General features: G+C 68.4%; 18 protein-coding genes. 11 read left to right on the top strand and 7 right to left on the bottom strand.

Going from position 1 to position 14,799, the window contains the following annotated elements:
* The first annotated feature begins 20 nt into the window (after nucleotides 1-20).
* From MB1_RS17645 to MB1_RS17635, 3 genes are read left to right on the top strand one after another with little or no spacing between them, the layout of a single operon-like run.
* Complete coding sequence (locus MB1_RS17645; RefSeq protein ID WP_066910259.1) at nucleotides 21-1,094, top strand: M28 family metallopeptidase; 1,074 nt, start codon at nucleotides 21-23, stop codon at nucleotides 1,092-1,094.
* Nucleotides 1,091-1,423 carry a hypothetical protein gene (locus MB1_RS17640; protein WP_066910256.1) on the top strand — a complete coding sequence of 111 codons (333 nt, stop codon included), beginning with the start codon at nucleotides 1,091-1,093 and terminating at the stop codon, nucleotides 1,421-1,423. Before MB1_RS17645 ends, MB1_RS17640 begins: the two co-directional genes overlap by 4 nt.
* Nucleotides 1,424-1,453: 30 nt before the next feature.
* Complete coding sequence (locus tag MB1_RS17635; protein ID WP_245650243.1) at nucleotides 1,454-2,434, top strand: zinc metalloprotease; 981 nt, start codon at nucleotides 1,454-1,456, stop codon at nucleotides 2,432-2,434.
* On the opposite strand, the gene MB1_RS17630 is transcribed toward MB1_RS17635, so the two are convergent.
* Nucleotides 2,431-2,973 (bottom strand): winged helix-turn-helix transcriptional regulator, encoded by a 543-nt coding sequence (locus tag MB1_RS17630; protein WP_066910253.1) that lies wholly within the window; start codon nucleotides 2,971-2,973, stop codon nucleotides 2,431-2,433. The genes MB1_RS17635 and MB1_RS17630 overlap by 4 nt on opposite strands.
* 96 nt (nucleotides 2,974-3,069) lie before the next feature.
* Here MB1_RS17630 and MB1_RS17625 point away from each other — a divergent pair, with 96 nt between their 5' ends.
* The 4 genes from MB1_RS17625 to MB1_RS17610 all read left to right on the top strand — a co-directional run bounded on the left by MB1_RS17625 (nucleotide 3,070) and on the right by MB1_RS17610 (nucleotide 6,410).
* Nucleotides 3,070-3,867 carry a crotonase/enoyl-CoA hydratase family protein gene (locus tag MB1_RS17625; protein WP_066910250.1) on the top strand — a complete coding sequence of 266 codons (798 nt, stop codon included), beginning with the start codon at nucleotides 3,070-3,072 and terminating at the stop codon, nucleotides 3,865-3,867.
* 1 nt (nucleotide 3,868) lies between these two features.
* Entirely contained in the window at nucleotides 3,869-5,110 is a 1,242-nt protein-coding gene (locus MB1_RS17620) for an acyl-CoA dehydrogenase family protein (RefSeq protein WP_066910247.1), read from the top strand.
* Nucleotides 5,107-5,883 (top strand): SDR family NAD(P)-dependent oxidoreductase, encoded by a 777-nt coding sequence (locus tag MB1_RS17615; RefSeq protein ID WP_066910244.1) that lies wholly within the window; start codon nucleotides 5,107-5,109, stop codon nucleotides 5,881-5,883. Before MB1_RS17620 ends, MB1_RS17615 begins: the two co-directional genes overlap by 4 nt.
* Nucleotides 5,884-5,984: 101 nt before the next feature.
* Nucleotides 5,985-6,410, top strand: a complete 426-nt coding sequence (locus MB1_RS17610; RefSeq protein ID WP_066910241.1) for a tautomerase family protein — start codon at nucleotides 5,985-5,987, stop codon at nucleotides 6,408-6,410.
* 142 nt (nucleotides 6,411-6,552) lie between these two features.
* Here MB1_RS17610 and MB1_RS17605 read toward each other — a convergent pair whose 3' ends face one another.
* Entirely contained in the window at nucleotides 6,553-7,515 is a 963-nt protein-coding gene (locus tag MB1_RS17605) for an NAD(P)-dependent alcohol dehydrogenase (RefSeq protein WP_245650242.1), read from the bottom strand.
* A gap of 91 nt (nucleotides 7,516-7,606) precedes the next feature.
* Between MB1_RS17605 and MB1_RS17600 the strand changes: the two genes are divergently transcribed.
* Nucleotides 7,607-8,254 carry a TetR/AcrR family transcriptional regulator gene (locus tag MB1_RS17600; RefSeq protein ID WP_066910238.1) on the top strand — a complete coding sequence of 216 codons (648 nt, stop codon included), beginning with the start codon at nucleotides 7,607-7,609 and terminating at the stop codon, nucleotides 8,252-8,254.
* A gap of 10 nt (nucleotides 8,255-8,264) precedes the next feature.
* Here MB1_RS17600 and MB1_RS17595 read toward each other — a convergent pair whose 3' ends face one another.
* Both MB1_RS17595 and MB1_RS17590 read right to left on the bottom strand, forming a co-directional pair.
* Nucleotides 8,265-8,942, bottom strand: a complete 678-nt coding sequence (locus MB1_RS17595) for an FMN reductase (protein WP_066910235.1) — start codon at nucleotides 8,940-8,942, stop codon at nucleotides 8,265-8,267.
* A complete protein-coding gene (locus MB1_RS17590; protein ID WP_066910497.1) occupies nucleotides 8,939-10,099 on the bottom strand; it encodes an LLM class flavin-dependent oxidoreductase in 1,161 nt (386 codons plus the stop codon). The genes MB1_RS17595 and MB1_RS17590 overlap by 4 nt, the downstream gene beginning before the upstream one ends.
* A 95-nt stretch (nucleotides 10,100-10,194) precedes the next feature.
* Between MB1_RS17590 and MB1_RS17585 the strand changes: the two genes are divergently transcribed.
* Nucleotides 10,195-11,442, top strand: coding sequence for a lipase family protein (locus tag MB1_RS17585; protein ID WP_066910232.1), 1,248 nt, complete (start codon nucleotides 10,195-10,197; stop codon nucleotides 11,440-11,442).
* Nucleotides 11,443-11,544: 102 nt separating this feature from the next.
* On the opposite strand, the gene MB1_RS17580 is transcribed toward MB1_RS17585, so the two are convergent.
* Nucleotides 11,545-11,982 carry a VOC family protein gene (locus MB1_RS17580; RefSeq protein ID WP_066910229.1) on the bottom strand — a complete coding sequence of 146 codons (438 nt, stop codon included), beginning with the start codon at nucleotides 11,980-11,982 and terminating at the stop codon, nucleotides 11,545-11,547.
* A gap of 77 nt (nucleotides 11,983-12,059) precedes the next feature.
* On the opposite strand from MB1_RS17580, the gene MB1_RS17575 reads away from it, so the two are divergent.
* Entirely contained in the window at nucleotides 12,060-12,665 is a 606-nt protein-coding gene (locus MB1_RS17575; protein ID WP_066910226.1) for a cysteine hydrolase family protein, read from the top strand.
* Between the two features lie 23 nt (nucleotides 12,666-12,688).
* Here MB1_RS17575 and MB1_RS17570 read toward each other — a convergent pair whose 3' ends face one another.
* Nucleotides 12,689-13,492 (bottom strand): alpha/beta hydrolase, encoded by an 804-nt coding sequence (locus tag MB1_RS17570; RefSeq protein WP_066910223.1) that lies wholly within the window; start codon nucleotides 13,490-13,492, stop codon nucleotides 12,689-12,691.
* A gap of 105 nt (nucleotides 13,493-13,597) precedes the next feature.
* Between MB1_RS17570 and MB1_RS17565 the strand changes: the two genes are divergently transcribed.
* Nucleotides 13,598-14,242 (top strand): TetR/AcrR family transcriptional regulator, encoded by a 645-nt coding sequence (locus MB1_RS17565; RefSeq protein ID WP_066910220.1) that lies wholly within the window; start codon nucleotides 13,598-13,600, stop codon nucleotides 14,240-14,242.
* 6 nt (nucleotides 14,243-14,248) lie between these two features.
* Here the strand turns inward: MB1_RS17565 and MB1_RS17560 are convergent, their stop codons facing one another.
* Nucleotides 14,249-14,740 carry a GNAT family N-acetyltransferase gene (locus MB1_RS17560; protein ID WP_066910217.1) on the bottom strand — a complete coding sequence of 164 codons (492 nt, stop codon included), beginning with the start codon at nucleotides 14,738-14,740 and terminating at the stop codon, nucleotides 14,249-14,251.
* Between the last annotated feature and the right edge of the window lie 59 nt (nucleotides 14,741-14,799).

The raw sequence follows: 14,799 nt of genomic DNA, 5'->3' as shown, positions 1-14,799 counted from the left end.
CCGGGTCGAGCGGGACCGATGTGGGGCGCGACGAGTTCCACCTGGTCGTCCAGAAGGGGCGCAGCTTCCAGCGGGCGTGTCCGTGGGTCCCGGTCCTGCTCGACGCCGGACGCCACCTGGTGGTGGCGATCGACCCGGCTTCGGTCGAGACCAGCCGCGACGGTGACTACGGCATCGAACCGCTCGGGAATGGCCGCGTCGTCCACACCGCATGCCCGCCGCATGAGCCCACCACCGGCCGCCTCGGCACCCCGTTGGGGCCGGTCGACCGGCAGGCCTTCACCGCGGACCTGAGCCATCTGACCGACCTGTTCACCCGACTGTCGACCGATCCGCTCTACCGGCAGGCCGCCGACTACACCGCGGGCCGACTGCGCGACCTCGGCTATACGGTCGAGATGCCCGAATTTGCCGTCGGCACCGCCGGTTCCAGTGTCAACGTGGTCGGCCGACGGATCGGGACGGGCGACGACCGGGGCGAGATCCTCGTGACCGCTCATCTCGACGCGATCAACCACGAGGACGGCCCGCGGGCGCGGGCCCCCGGCGCGGACGACAATGCGAGCGGGTCCTGCGGCGCCCTGGAGATCGCCCGCCGGCTCACCCGAGGGGACACCGAACACGATGTGACGATCGTGCTCTTCGGCGGCGAGGAGCAGGGGCTGTACGGCAGCCGCGCCTACGTCGCGGACCTGTCCCCCGCCGACCGGGCCCGCATCCGGGCGGTGCTCAATATGGACATGATCGGACGGGTGAACACCGAGCCGCCCACCGTACTGTTCGAGGGGGCACCGATCAGCGCCGACCTGATCGACCGGCTCGCCGACGCGGCGGCCGCCCAGACGTCGCCGGCCGTGGAAACCTCGCTGATCCCCTATGCCAGCGACCATGTCCCCTTCATCGAGGCGGGCATCCCGGCCGTCCTGGCGATCGAGGGCGGCGACGGCGCCAACGACGCCGTGCATACCGCCCGCGATACCGCCGACCGGATCGACCCGACCTTCGCCGCCGACATCCTCACCGCGGTCGGCGCGGTGGTCGCCGATATCGCCGGATATCGCCGCACCCCGACGGCGGACGGAGATCCGTCGTGACCGACGACCGGACCGACGACGAGCAACCCGACCTGTCGAAGCTGCCCGGCTGCTGGGTCGAGATTCGGGAGGAGTCCACCGCGGATCGGATCGTTCTGCGACCCGACAGCGCCGATATCCCTCCCGCGCGTGGGCGTCGGCAGATCGACCTGATCCCACCGTCGGAGTTGCTGGTCGGGCATCCGGGGCCGACCGATGCCACCGCGACCCGGTCCGGTACCTGGTCGGCCGAGGGGGACGAGCTGACCCTGGACGGTCCCGGTTGGGCCGGCTGCTACGGCATCGCCCAGCTCGGCGAGGACATCCTGGTCATCCGCAAGCGAAGCTGACCGACCCGCACACCATCGAGGGGGAACGATATGGCGGACGATCCACTGCCACAACGGCGTACCTGCGCCACGATGGCCCTGCACCATCGGCTGCTCGACACCTCCCCGCCCTATGTGGAGGCCCGCGATCGCATCGAGGATCAGGCGTTTCGCATCGAACACGGCGCCCGCGTGGTCGAGCGACCGGGGTGCACCCTGATCCCGGTGGTGGTGCACGTGATCTGGAATTCCGCCGAACACAACATCTCCCGCGGACAGATCGACGGCCAGATCGAGGTCCTCAACCGCGACTTCCGGATGCGCAATGCCGATCTCGCCGACGTACCGGAGGTCTTCGCGCCGATTGCCGCGGACGCGCGGATCCGCTTCGCGCTGGCCGACACCGACCCCGACGGCGACCCGACCGACGGGATCGTCCGGGTCCGCAGCACCCGGGCGGATTTCGACAGCGGCGACGCCATCAAATCCGATGCCGCGGGGGGAAGTTCACCGTGGCCCACCGATCGATACCTCAATATCTGGGTCGGCCGGCTGCGCGGAGGTCTGCTCGGCTACGCACAGTTCCCCGGCGGCCCGGCCGCCACCGACGGGGTGGTGGTGACCACCTCGGCGTTCGGCACCACCGGCACCGCGACCGCCCCCTTCGACCGCGGCCGCACCGCCACGCACGAGGTCGGCCATTGGCTCGATCTGCGCCATATCTGGGGTGACGACGGCGACGGTTGCAGCGGAAGCGACTTCGTCGCCGATACCCCGAATCAGGGTGGTCCGAACTACGGGGTCCCCACGTTTCCGACCATCTCCTGCAGCAACGGCCCCAATGGCGACATGTTCATGAACTATCTCGACGACGCGGCGATGGTCATGTTCACCGCGGGCCAGGTGGCGCGGATGCAGGCCGCTCTCACCGGGCCGCGCGCGGCGCTGGGGAGCACGGTCGACTGCAACGATCCCGAGGCCGGCGCGTACCGGGTACGGGACACGGATCCGCCGGGGTCCGGCGACAACTAGGGCGTGTCCGGCGCCGCGGGGTGATCGGTGGCCTGCGCCGCCGTGTGATGCAGGCGGGCCGCGATCGCGGGATTGTCCAACAACCGCTGAGGGAAGCCGGGGCCCGCGTGCGGCGTGGTGTCGTCGAGGCGCACCTCGCGACCACACTCGTCGCAGACGACGGTGGCGTGCAGCTCGTGGCCACAGATGTTGTGCCGCAGGATGATCGGCAGCGGTTCCGCATGCGCGGTCCACTTGTCGCCCCAGGTCTTCATCGCCACCATCACCGGGAAGAAATCGCGGCCGGATTCGGTGAGCTCGTACTCGTGACGCACCGGCTCGCTCTGATATTGCACCTTGCGGACCAGCCCGTGCTCGATCAGCGCGTTCAGTCGAGCGGTGAGGGTATTGCGCGGAATGCTCAGCGACACCACAAACTCGTCGAACCGGCGTAGTCCGTAGAAGGCCTCCCGGAGGATCAGCACGCTCCACGCGTCACCGAGGATGTCCACGGTGCGGGCGACCGTGCACGGCCACGAGGCGAAGGAACGCGTTTTCACACCTAAGACCATATCAGTTTCATGATGAGACTATCGCCCGATCCGCATTCGGACCGTACTGTGCGGTAAGTCTCATCATGCAACGAAGGAGTTCAGGTGGTTGACGATCAAGCCGACCGGACGGTAACGGTCGAACGTGACGGCCATGTTCTGCTGATAGGCCTCAACCGGCCGACCAAGCGCAATTCGTTCAACCGAGCCATGCTCTCGGAACTGGCGCAGGCCTACGGTCTGTTGGAATCGGACGACGACCTGTGGTGCGGCGTGCTCTTCGCGCACGGCGATCATTTCACCTCCGGCCTCGACCTGGCCGACGTCGCGGGCGATCTGATGTCCGGGAACACCGCGCTGCCCGACGGGGCCCGCGACCCCTGGCGGCTCGACGGCACGTGGACCACCCCGATCGTGGCCGCCGTGCACGGGTGGGTGATGACCCTCGGCATCGAATTGGCGCTCGCCGCGGACATCACGGTCGGCGCCGCCGACTCCCGGTTCGCGCAGATCGAAAACCGCCGCGGTATCTACCCGTTCGGCGGTGCCAGCTTCCGCTTCCCCCGCACGGCGGGCTGGGGCAATGCGATGCGTTGGATTCTGACCGGCGACGAATTCGACGCCGCCGAGGCCTATCGCATCGGCCTGATCCAGCAGGTGACGCCCGACGCCGCGTCCGCGCGTGCCGAGGCGACCGCAATCGCGCACACCATCGCCGACCGATGTGCGCCGCTGGGCGTCCGGGCGACCCTGCGATCCGCGCACACCGCCCTCGAGGAAGGGCAGCAGGCGGCGATCGACCGGTTGCGACCGGATGTGGTGCGCCTCTTCGGCAGCGCCGACGGCGCCGAAGGCGTCGCCTCGTTCGTCGAACGTCGCGACGCCGTCTTCGCGGGACGCTGAGATGACCGAAACCACCACGTTCACCGGCACGTCCGCCGGATTGTTCGACCTTCCCGAGGAGATCGTCGAAGCCCGGTCGTGGGCCCACGACTTCGCCGAGCGGTACGTGCGACCTGTCGCCGCCGAATACGACGAGCGCGAGGAGACACCGTGGCCGGTGATCCGGGAGGCCGCGAAGGCTGGACTGTACTCGGCCGACTTCGCGCTCCAGATGCGCAACGACCCGACGGGGCTGCTGGGACCGGTTGTCTCCGAGGAGATCTTCTGGGGCGACGGCGGCATGGGGCAGGCGCTGATGGGCACCTACCTGCCGGCCTTCGCCCTCTTCGGCGCCGCGACTGCGGAGCAGATCGACGCCTGGCTGCCGTCGTTCTTCGGCAGCGAGTCCGAACCGGCCGTCGCGGCCCTGTGCGCCAGCGAACCGCAGGCCGGTAGCGATGCCGCGGCCATCCGCACCCGCGCCCGGTACGACGAGGCGAGCGGCGAATGGGTGCTCAACGGCGTCAAGACCTGGGCGACAAATGGCGGCATCGCCGCCGTGCACGTGGTGAACGCGATGACCGACCCCGACCTCGGCGCGCGCGGTCACGCGCTGTTCTACATCCCGCCGAATACCCCCGGACTGTCGCAGGGACAGAAGTTCTCGAAGCACGGATTGCGCGCCTCGCATACCGCGGAGGTGGTCCTCGAGGACGTGCGGATACCGGCGGACCACGTCCTGGGCGGCAAGGAACAACTCGACGAGCGGCTCGCCGCGGTGCGCGAGGGTCGCCGGATTCGCGTGCCGGCCGCCATGGCCACCTTCGAATCGACCCGACCCAGCATCGGCGCGATGGCGATCGGTGTGGCCCGGGCGGCCTACGAGTACGCCCTCGACTACGCGTTGTTGCGGGAGCAGTTCGGCCGGCCGATCATCGACAACCAGGCGATCGCGTTCATGTTGGCCGACATGGCAACCGACATCGACGCCGCCCGCCTGCTGACCTGGCGCGCCGCAAACCTCGCCGCAACCGGCCGTCGGTTCACCCGGGGCGAGGGCAGCATGGCGAAGCTGGCGGGCAGCGAAGTCGCGGTCCGTGCCACCGAAAAGGCGATCCAGATCCTCGGCGGAAACGGCTACACCCGCGACTATCCGGTGGAGCGATGGGCCCGCGACGCGAAGATCTTCACCATCTACGAGGGCACCAGCGAGATCCAGCGGCTGATGATCGCCAGCTCGCTGTCCGGCAGGAGAATTCGATGACCGTCGGTTCCGGCACATTGACCGGGAAGGTCGTCGTGGTCACCGGCGGCGGCCGCGGGATCGGTCGGATGATCACCGAGGGACTGCTGCGCGCCGGCGCCACCGTCTACATCAGCAGCCGCAAGGAATCCGATCTGCGGGCGGCCGCCGGCGAGATGTCCACCCTGGGCGAGGTATTCGCCGTCCCCGCCGACCTGGGCACCGAGGCGGGTATCGCCACGCTGGTGGACGCGATCTCCGAACGGCATATTCGGGTGGATGCCCTGATCAACAACGCCGGGGCCAACTGGGGAGCGCCGCTCGACACCTTCCCGGCCGCCGCCTGGCAGCGGGTGCTGTCGGTCAACGTCACCGGGGTCTTCCTACTGACGCAGGCACTGCTGCCGCTGCTTCGGTCCGCGGCGACCGAGAACGATCCCGCTCGGGTGATCAACATCGGCAGCATCGACGGTTTGCGAGCGCCCACCCCCGGCATCAACAACTTCTCGTACAGCGCCTCAAAGGCGGCCGTTCACATGCTCACCCAACAGCTTTCCGGAGAGTTGGCGCCGGAGATCCTGGTCAACGCGATCGCGCCTGGCCTGTTTCCGACCAAGATGACCGCGTCGATCATGGCCTTCGGCGAAGAGGCCGTCGCCAAGCAGATCCCGCTGCGTCGCGCCGGCCGCCCGGCCGATATCTCCGGAGTTGTCGAGTTCCTCCTGGGTCCGGGCAGCACTTATATCACCGGAGCGGTGATCCCGGTGGACGGAGGGATTGTGGCCCAACGATGACGATCTCCGAGACCCGCCCATCGCCGACTCGGCCCGTCCTATCGAGAACGTCTCGGCGGACATGATCGAGGCGTCGGACCGATCGCGTAGAGGAGACACCCGTGCCGTTCTACCATTGCCTTCCCGCGCCGAATCTTCTCGACGCGGATCGGCGGTCCCATATCGCCACCGAATTCACCCGGATCCATACGGAGGTTACCGGGGCACCCGCGGCCTTCGTGAGCGTCGCCTTCGTCGACCGGCAGGAAGGCATGATGTTCACCGCGGGTGGACCGTCGCAGCACAGCATCATCTCCGGGTACATTCGGGCCGGACGTGATCGGGAGACCCGCGCCGCGCTGTTGTCGGGTTTGTCGCAGGCCTGGCACGACATCACCGGACAGGACCCGGCCGAAGTCGTTCTCGGCCTGGTGGAGATCGACGCGACCTCGACCATGGAAGCCGGCGTGATCATGCCGGCGCCCGGCGAGGAAGCTGCGTGGTTCGCGACCCATCAGGACAAGCTGGCCCGCGTGCTCGGAGGCTGACGCCGTCGCGTGGATCGTCCGTCTCACGTACGGCGTGACGGACGATCCGCGCCGACGGCATCGGCAGGCAGCGCGTCGATGGCGGTCGATGCCCACCGGGTCCATTCGGTCCTGCTCGACGGGCGTTCGCACTCGATTGCTGTCAGGGGGTGATCAGCACGTTGCCCACCTTGCGGCCGGTGTCGACCCGGCGATACGCGTCGGCGATCCGGTCGAGCGGGAAGCTCTCCTCGACGATCACCTCGAGCGTGCCGTCGGCCACCTGATGCACCAGGGTCGCGAAGGCTTCGGCGGTCTCCTTGGAGGTGCCCACCCGCACATTCCCACGCGCCCGCAACATGTCCGGCAGACCGGCCGCCGCCAGCAGCAGTACGCCGCCGTCGGCCAGCAGCGCCCGGCCGCTCGCGACCGACAGATTGCCGACGGTGTCGAGCACGATGTCGAACCGATCGGTCAGCCGGTCGAGGCCACCGTCGCGATGGTCGATGGTGCGAGTGGCGCCGAGCTTCATCACCAACTCCGCGTTCGCCGCGGAACAGACCCCGGTGACGACCGCGCCCTGGCGGGCCGCGATCTGCACAGCGTTGGTGCCGATCGCGCCGGAAGCGCCGTTGACCAGCACCGTTGCCCCCTCACGCACCGACGCGCGGTCGCGCAGGAAGTACAGCGCCGTCGTGCCGCCGAAGAGCACTCCGGCGGCCTGCTCGTGGCTGACCGAGTCCGGCACCGTCACCAGACGCGCCGCCGGAACCGTTACGTACTGCGCGTGGGCGCCCATGCGGATGCCATTCATCCCGCAAACCCGATCGCCGGGGGCCACGGTGGTGACCTTCGCGCCGACCGATTCGACCTCACCGGAGAAGGTGCCGCCGAGGATCGGACGCCGTGGTTTGGTCAGTCCGAGCCCCAGCCGCGCCATCGGTCCCATGCCGGTCGGGAAGCGCGCCGCGCGAATGCGGGCATCCCCGGTGGTCACCGCCGTCGCTCGCACGCGGACCAGCGCCTCGCCCGGTCCCGGCGTGGGCCGAGCTACGTCTCGCACCTCGGCGACCTCGGGTGGTCCGTACCGCTCGACCACCGCGGCTCGCATTGTGCCGTTGTCCATGATGTCTCCTTACACCTGTAAGCCGCCGTGCATGACGTTAGACTTACAGGCGTAAGTTCGCAATGGGGGGAAACCCGGAGAAGGGGGACATATGGCGCGGCGGCCGGCGTTGACCGTCGAGCGCATCGTCGATGCGGCCGTGGCGGTCGCCGATCGGGGCGGGTTGGCGGCGGTGAGCATGCGTCATGTCGGCGCGGAGCTCGGCGTCGAGGCGATGTCGCTCTATCACCACATCCGCGGTAAGGAGGCGTTGCTCGATCTGTTGGCCGACTGGATCTTCGCGCAGATCGAGTTGCCGACGATCGAGAAGCCGTGGCGGGCGGAGATGGTGTTGCGGGCGGAGTCGGCACGCGCGGTCCTGTCGGCGCATTCGTGGGCGCTCGGGTTGACCGAGTCGCGCAGCAACCCGGGTCCGGCGTTGCTGCGCCATCACGACACGATCCTGGGATGCCTGCGGTACAACGGCTTTCCGGTCGCACTGGCGACCAGTACGTTCTCGGCGATCGACTCCTATGTGCACGGATTTGTGCTGACCGAGCTGTCGGTACCGATCGAGACCGCCGAGGACACCGAGCAGTTCGTGGAGACGCTGCATCTTCCGGCGCAGGAGTATCCACATATGGCGGAGATGTTCGCCGAACTGGTGGTCGGTGCCCGGTATACCTACGCCGACGAGTTCGCCTTCGGGCTCGATCTGATACTCGACGCCCTCGAGGTGCGGCTCACGGCCGTCCGCTGATCGCGAGCGATCAGCGGATGGTGTCCCCCGACGCCTGCCGCAGCAGGGCCTCGAACGGTGTGGGATCGGCGAATTCGTCACGCCGAGTCGAGGTGGGGGCGACGGCTTCGGGCGCCGCACCGGCGGCGCCGTACGCGGGCGGCGTTCCGATCGCCGCGGCGGCCAATTCCGTTGCGGCCCGGTCGATCCGTTGGTCGAGTCCCTCGTGTCCGAAGTCCTCGGACGCGGCGAAGACACCGGTCGGCATCACGACCGCGCGCAGATACGACAGCAGCGGCCGCAGCTCGTGGTCGAGCGCCAATTGGTGGCGCGCGGTGCCCGCGGTGGCGGCGATGATCGTCGGCTTTCCGTCGATCGTTCCCGGTTCGAGGACGTCGAAGAACGACTTGAACAGCCCGCTATAGGACGCCGAGAACACCGGCGTCACCACGATCAGCCCATCGGCATCGCGCACCGCAGCTATCGCGGTCGCCAGGTCGCCGCCGGGGAAGCCGGTCAACATGTGATCGGCCAAAGCGTGTGCCAGCGGGCGCAATTCGATGCGGTGGAGTTCCACCGCGCCGCCGCGGCCGGCCGCCGCCCGCGTCACCGCGGACGCGAGACGGTCGGCCAGCAGCGTCGTCGAGGACGGATTGCTCAGTCCGGCACTGACCACGGCGATCCGCCGCGGCCGATCGGTGGTGCTCATCGCTGCGCTCCCGCTGAAATCTCGTCGCGATCCGAGGTGCCGGTGGCCGCATCGGGCTCGCCGTACACGGTGGAGTCGTGTCCACCGCCGGCGGCCGCGACCAGAGACGCGTGGGTGGGCGCATCCGGCACGCCCGGCTTGCGCAGCGCCGCGAACTCCTTGCGCAGCACCGGGACAACTTCCTCACCGAGCAGGTCGAGCTGCTCGAGCACGGTCTTCAGGGGCAGCCCGGCATGGTCCATCAGGAACAGCTGGCGCTGGTAGTCGCCGACGTAGTCGCGGAACGACAGGGTCCGGTCGATCACCTGCTGCGGCGAACCCACCGTCAGCGGGGTCTGCGCCATGAAGTCCTCCAACGACGGCCCGTGTCCGTAGACCGGCGCGTTGTCGAAGTACGGCCGGAACTCCCGGATCGCGTCCTGGCTGTTCTTGCGCATGAAGACCTGCCCGCCGAGGCCGACGATCGCCTGCTCCTCGGTGCCATGCCCGTAGTGGGCGAAGCGACGCCGGTAGAGCTCGACCATCTGCTGGGTATGCTCCGGCGGCCAGAAGATGTGATTGTGGAAGAAGCCGTCGCCGTAATAGGCGGCCTGCTCGGCGATTTCGGGCGACCGGATCGATCCGTGCCAGACGAACGGCGCGACGCCGTCGAGCGGACGCGGGGTCGAGGTGAAGCCCTGCAGAGGCGTGCGGAAACGCCCCTTCCAGTTGACGACGTCCTCGCTCCACAGTTGGTGCAGCAGGGCGTAGTTCTCGATCGCCAGGTTGATGCCCTGACGAATGTCCTTGCCGAACCACGGGTAGACCGGGCCGGTGTTGCCGCGACCGAGCGTCAGGTCCAGGCGACCGTCGACCAGATGCTGCAACTTCGCGTAGTTCTCCGCGATCAGCACCGGATCGGTGGTGGTGATCAGGGTGGTCGCCGTCGACAGGATGATGCGCTCGGTCTGCGCACCGATGTAGGCGAGGGTGGTGGTCGGCGCGGACGCGATGAACGGCGGGTTGTGATGCTCACCGGTCGCGAAGACGTCCAGGCCCACCTCCTCGGCCTTCTTGGCGATCGCGATCGTCGCCTTGATCCGCTCGTTCTCGGTCGGAGTCTTGCCCGTGGTCGGGTCCGTGGTGACGTCACCAACGGTGAAGATTCCGAACTGCATGCCGCTCATCACGCCTCCCATGCTAAAGCCAAGTAGTTGACACTTCAATCAACAACGGCCGGGCTGTGGTATTCCCTACCGGTACGGTGCGAGACATGGTGAACCCGCTCCGCTCACTGGCGAGCCGCGTCCTGGCCATCACGCTGTGGTTGGTTCTCGTGCCGGCGACACCGGCGGCAGCGGATCCCGATGACTCCGCGAGCTTCTACGACACCACCGGGTTGGCGGTGGGCGAGCCCGGTTCGATCCTGCGCAGCGAGCCGATTCGGCCCCTGGGCAACTTCGGGACCGGCGAGCGGGTCATCTATTCATCGATCGACGCCAACGGTACCCCCGTGGCGGTGTCGGGCACGATGCTGCGACCGCACGCCGCGTGGACGCGGGGCGGGGCGCGCCCGGCGATCGTGATGGGCCCCGGCTCGCAGGGCCAGGGCGACCAGTGCGCACCGTCGCGGCTGATGGAAAACGGCGTCGAGCAGTCCGAACGCGGCTTCCGGGTCAACTACGACCTGCTGTTCATCAACTCCTTCCTCGCGCAGGGCCTCGATGTATTCGTCACCGATTACATCGGCCTGGGCACGCCGGGGGTGCACACCTATATCAACCGGCTCGATCAGTCGCACGCCATGCTCGACGCGGCCCGCGCCGCCGGCGGGGCGCAGCGGCAGGTGGCGTTCTGGGGTCACTCCCAGGGTGGCGCCGCGTCCGGCGGTGCGGCGGAACTCGCGCAGCAGTACGCCCCGGAGTTGCAGGTGGCGGGCAGTTTCTCCAGCGCCCCGCCGGGAGATCTGCTGTCGGTGGTCGAACATCTGGACGGCACCGCCCTCGCCCCGGTGATCGGGTACGCGCTCAACGGCCTGATGGAGCGGTATCCGCAGACGCGCGCGGAGATCCTGCCGCAGCTCAACGATCGGGGCCGGGAGATGCTCGCGACCGTCGCGGAGCAGTGCATCCTCGACTCGCAGCGCACCTTCGGCCGGGAGGACTCGTCCACCTGGACCGTCGACGGACGCCGCCTGGTCAACCTGTTCCCGGACGCCCCGCAGGCGGTGGCGCTGGCCGATCAGCAGCGCATCGGCCGGCTCGTGCCGAACGCCCCGGTGATGGTGCACGCCTCGCCGGTGGACGACTTCATCCCGTTCGACCAGTCGGCGGCGTTGGTGTCCGATTGGTGCGCCGCCGGCGCGACCGCCGTGTTGAGCGTCGACCCGCTGCCGCCGATCAGCCCCGGCAATGGTCCGAACCACGCCCTGCCCGCCGTCGCCGGCTACCCCGCCGGCCTGCAATTCGTCCTCGACCGCTTCGCCGGCCTGCCCGTCCCCGACGCCTGCAACGCCCCCTGACCCCTCCCCTTCTCCACCGCCGCGAAAGTGACGGTTCCTACGGTCGAGCCGCAGAAATCGTCACTCCACCGGAAGCCCGGTCGAGATCGGCCGCGCCGGCAACTAGCTCTTGGTGAGGTCCTCGGCGAACATGACGATGATTCCGCTGGGGCCGCGCACGTAGGTCAGTTTGTAGACGTCCTGGTAATTGGCGACGCCGCGCAGCGGCCGGCAGCCGTGGGTTGCGGCGATGCGGAGGGCTTCGTCGATGTCGTCGACGGAGAAGGCGACGCGGTGCATGCCGATCTCGTTGGGCAGCGTCGGCTTCGTGGGGATCGCGTCGGGGTGGATGTACTCGAACAGTTCGAGGCGCCCGTTGCCGTCCGGGGTCTGGAGCATCGCGATCTTGGCGTGGTTGCCGTCGAGGCCGACGGCGGTGTCGGTCCATTCGCCGCTGACGGTGTCGCGCCCGAGAACCTCGAGCCCCAGGTCGGTGAAGAACGCGATGGTCGCCTCGAGATCTTCCACCGCGATCCCGACGTTTTCGAGCCTGATGGTCATAGGCTTGACCGTACGAGGAGGCTGCCCGCAAAGATAGCCGTATCGGCCGGCGGGTCGCGAGAACAAGGGAGTCCACCATGGCCATCGATCCGTCGACCACCGCCCTGGTACTGATCGAGTACCAGAACGAATTCACCAGCCCCGGAGGGGTTTTGCACGACGCGGTCGCCGGCGTCATGGACTCGACCGGGATGCTCGACAAGACCAAGGACGTCGTCGAGGCGGCCCGCGCGAAGGGCGTCGCGATCATGCACGCGCCGATCACCTTCGCGCCGGGCTACAACGAGATCACCAAGCACCCGTACGGCATCCTCAAGGGCGTCGTCGACGGCAACGCCTTCGTCAAGGGGACCTGGGGCGCGGCGATCGTCGACGATCTGACCCCGGTGGCCGGCGACATCGTCATCGAGGGCAAGCGCGGTTTGGACACCTTCGCGAGCACCAACCTCGACTTCATCCTGCGCAGCAAGGGCATCACCACGCTGGTCCTCGGCGGCTTCCTGACCAACTGTTGCGTCGAGTCGACCATGCGCAGCGGCTACGAGAACGGCTACCAGGTGATCACGCTGTCGGACTGCGTCGCCGGCACCAGCCAGGAGGAGCACGACAACGCGATCACCTACGACTACCCGATGTTCTCGCGCCCGGTGACCGCCAAGGAGTTCCTCGACGAACTCGGCTGACCGCTCCACACCCAGCCGGCAGGTCAGCCGACCCGGTGCTCGACGGCCCACTCGAGCGCCGCGGCGGCGATCTCCTGCCATCCGTCCTGACTGACCAACCGGTGGGTGCGTCCCTCGAACTCGCGATACTCCACAAGCGCCGTCCCCGAGGACTGGTATCGGCGGGCGATGGCGCGCGCGATCGACGGCGGAACGACGTGGTCGCGGGTACCGGCGATGATGAGCAGCGGGGCCCGATCGGCCTTCCCGAAGTCCACCCGGCTCGCGCCGCGGCCGGTGACCGCCCCGGCGACGCCCTCGAAGAACAGTCGGTTGTACGACGGGATGGCCTGCTCCTGCCAGATGACGTCCGACTCGGCGCGGGTCAGGTCGTTGCCGAAGGTGTAGTGGAAGTGCCCCTTGCTGATCTGCGATGCGGAATTGATCCCGAACGGGTTGGACAGCACCGGTAGACCCGAGCGGAAGGTCGACGGCGGCAGCACCGGAATCCCGGCGGGCTGACCGGGAGCCACACCGACGTACACCGACCCCAGCCCGCGATCGGCGAGCACCTGGGTGATCAGGCCGCCGAAGGAGTGGCCCATGATGATCGGCCGCTCCGGCAGGGCGGCCGCCACGTCGGCGATGCTGTCGATGACGGCTCCCAGCCCGATGCCGCGCAACGCGGTGGGATCGGCACGAACCTCCTCGGGACTGCGATCCCCGATTCCCGGCCACGCGGGCACGATCACCTCGTGCCCCAGGTCGCGGTACATCTGCACCCAGGGATCCCAACTCTTCGGGGTCATCCACAGTCCGTGCACCAACAGGATCGGCGGGGTTGTCATCGCTCTCTCGCTCTCATTTAAGTAGACAGATCGTTCCGTCTCTATAATGAGACTGCGCGGACCGTTATTTGTCAACAGGAGGAACGAACGTTCTACTATTGCTGGATGGCACAGGCCCCGACCGCGGAGCCCGAACGGCGACGCAAGGATGCGAACGGCAACTCGCGCGCCCGCACGAGGGTGCTCGAAACCGCCGTGCGCCTCTTCTACACGGAGGGCATCCACCCGGTCGGCGTCGATCGGATCATCGCCGAGGCCGGGGTGACGCGCAGCACCTTCTACCGCCACTTCCCCGGCAAGGAAGACCTGGTGGTGGCCTATCTCGATGATGAGGACGCACGCATTCGGGCCCTCTTCGCCGCCGCGGCCGGGACCGATGCCGGCCCGCGCGAACTGTTGGCTCTGGTAATCGACGCGATCGGCCAGGACGTGCAGCGGCTGCACACCCGCGGCTGCCCGTTCATCAATGCCGCCGCGGAGTACCCGGACGCGCGGAGCCCGGTGCGAGCGACCGTGACACGGCATCGCGAGTGGTTTCGAGGCACGTTGGCAGATCTGGTCGCGGCGACCGGCGTGGCCGACCCGCAACTGGTCGCGGGACAGTTGGTGCTGCTGCGCGACGCCGCCCTGGTCGGCGGATATCTCGACGGCTGGCCGCGGGTCAAGGCGGCATTCGTCACCGCCGCCCGTCGGGCCGCGGAGTTGGAGCCCCCCACAGCCAGGCCGAAACAGCTGGGCCGAAACAGCTAGGCCGAATCAGCCGAGGGCGGTGCGGTACTCCTCCATCTCCGCTTCCATCCCCCAGACCTCGTCGCGTTTGGTGCGGCCGGTGCGCTGCCAACCCCGGCGACGGTAGAAGTGGTCGGCTCGGATATTGCCGGCCAGCACCCACAGCTCCGCTTCATTGCGACCGGCAGCGGTCAGTTCACGCCGCGCACTGCCTAGCAGCAGGGTGCCCACGCCGGTGCGCCAGTGGTCCGGGTCGACGTAGAGGGAGGCGATCACCGCCGGCTCCGGGTCGATCATGATGGTGACGAAGCCGGTGATCTCGCCGTCCTCGTCGGTGACGTAGGTATGCGGATCCTCGGGATCGTCGAAGGTGTACCGCTTGGCCCGCTCCTCGGGATCCATGGCCGCGAGCCGGTCGGCGGGCAGGATGTTGGCGTATCCAAGCTGCCAGGCCCGCACGTGGACTCGGGCCACGGCTAGCGCGTCGTCACCGCGCGCCGGACGGATCGTCGCGGTCATCGAGCCCCCGCCGACACGATCGGGCGCCCGCACGGCTGTCCCGTCCGGGCGGGAGCGCG

Source organism: Millisia brevis NBRC 105863, from assembly GCF_001552615.1.
Classification (GTDB): Bacteria; Actinomycetota; Actinomycetes; order Mycobacteriales; family Mycobacteriaceae; genus Millisia; species Millisia brevis.
This window is presented reverse-complemented; position numbering and strand designations above follow the sequence as displayed.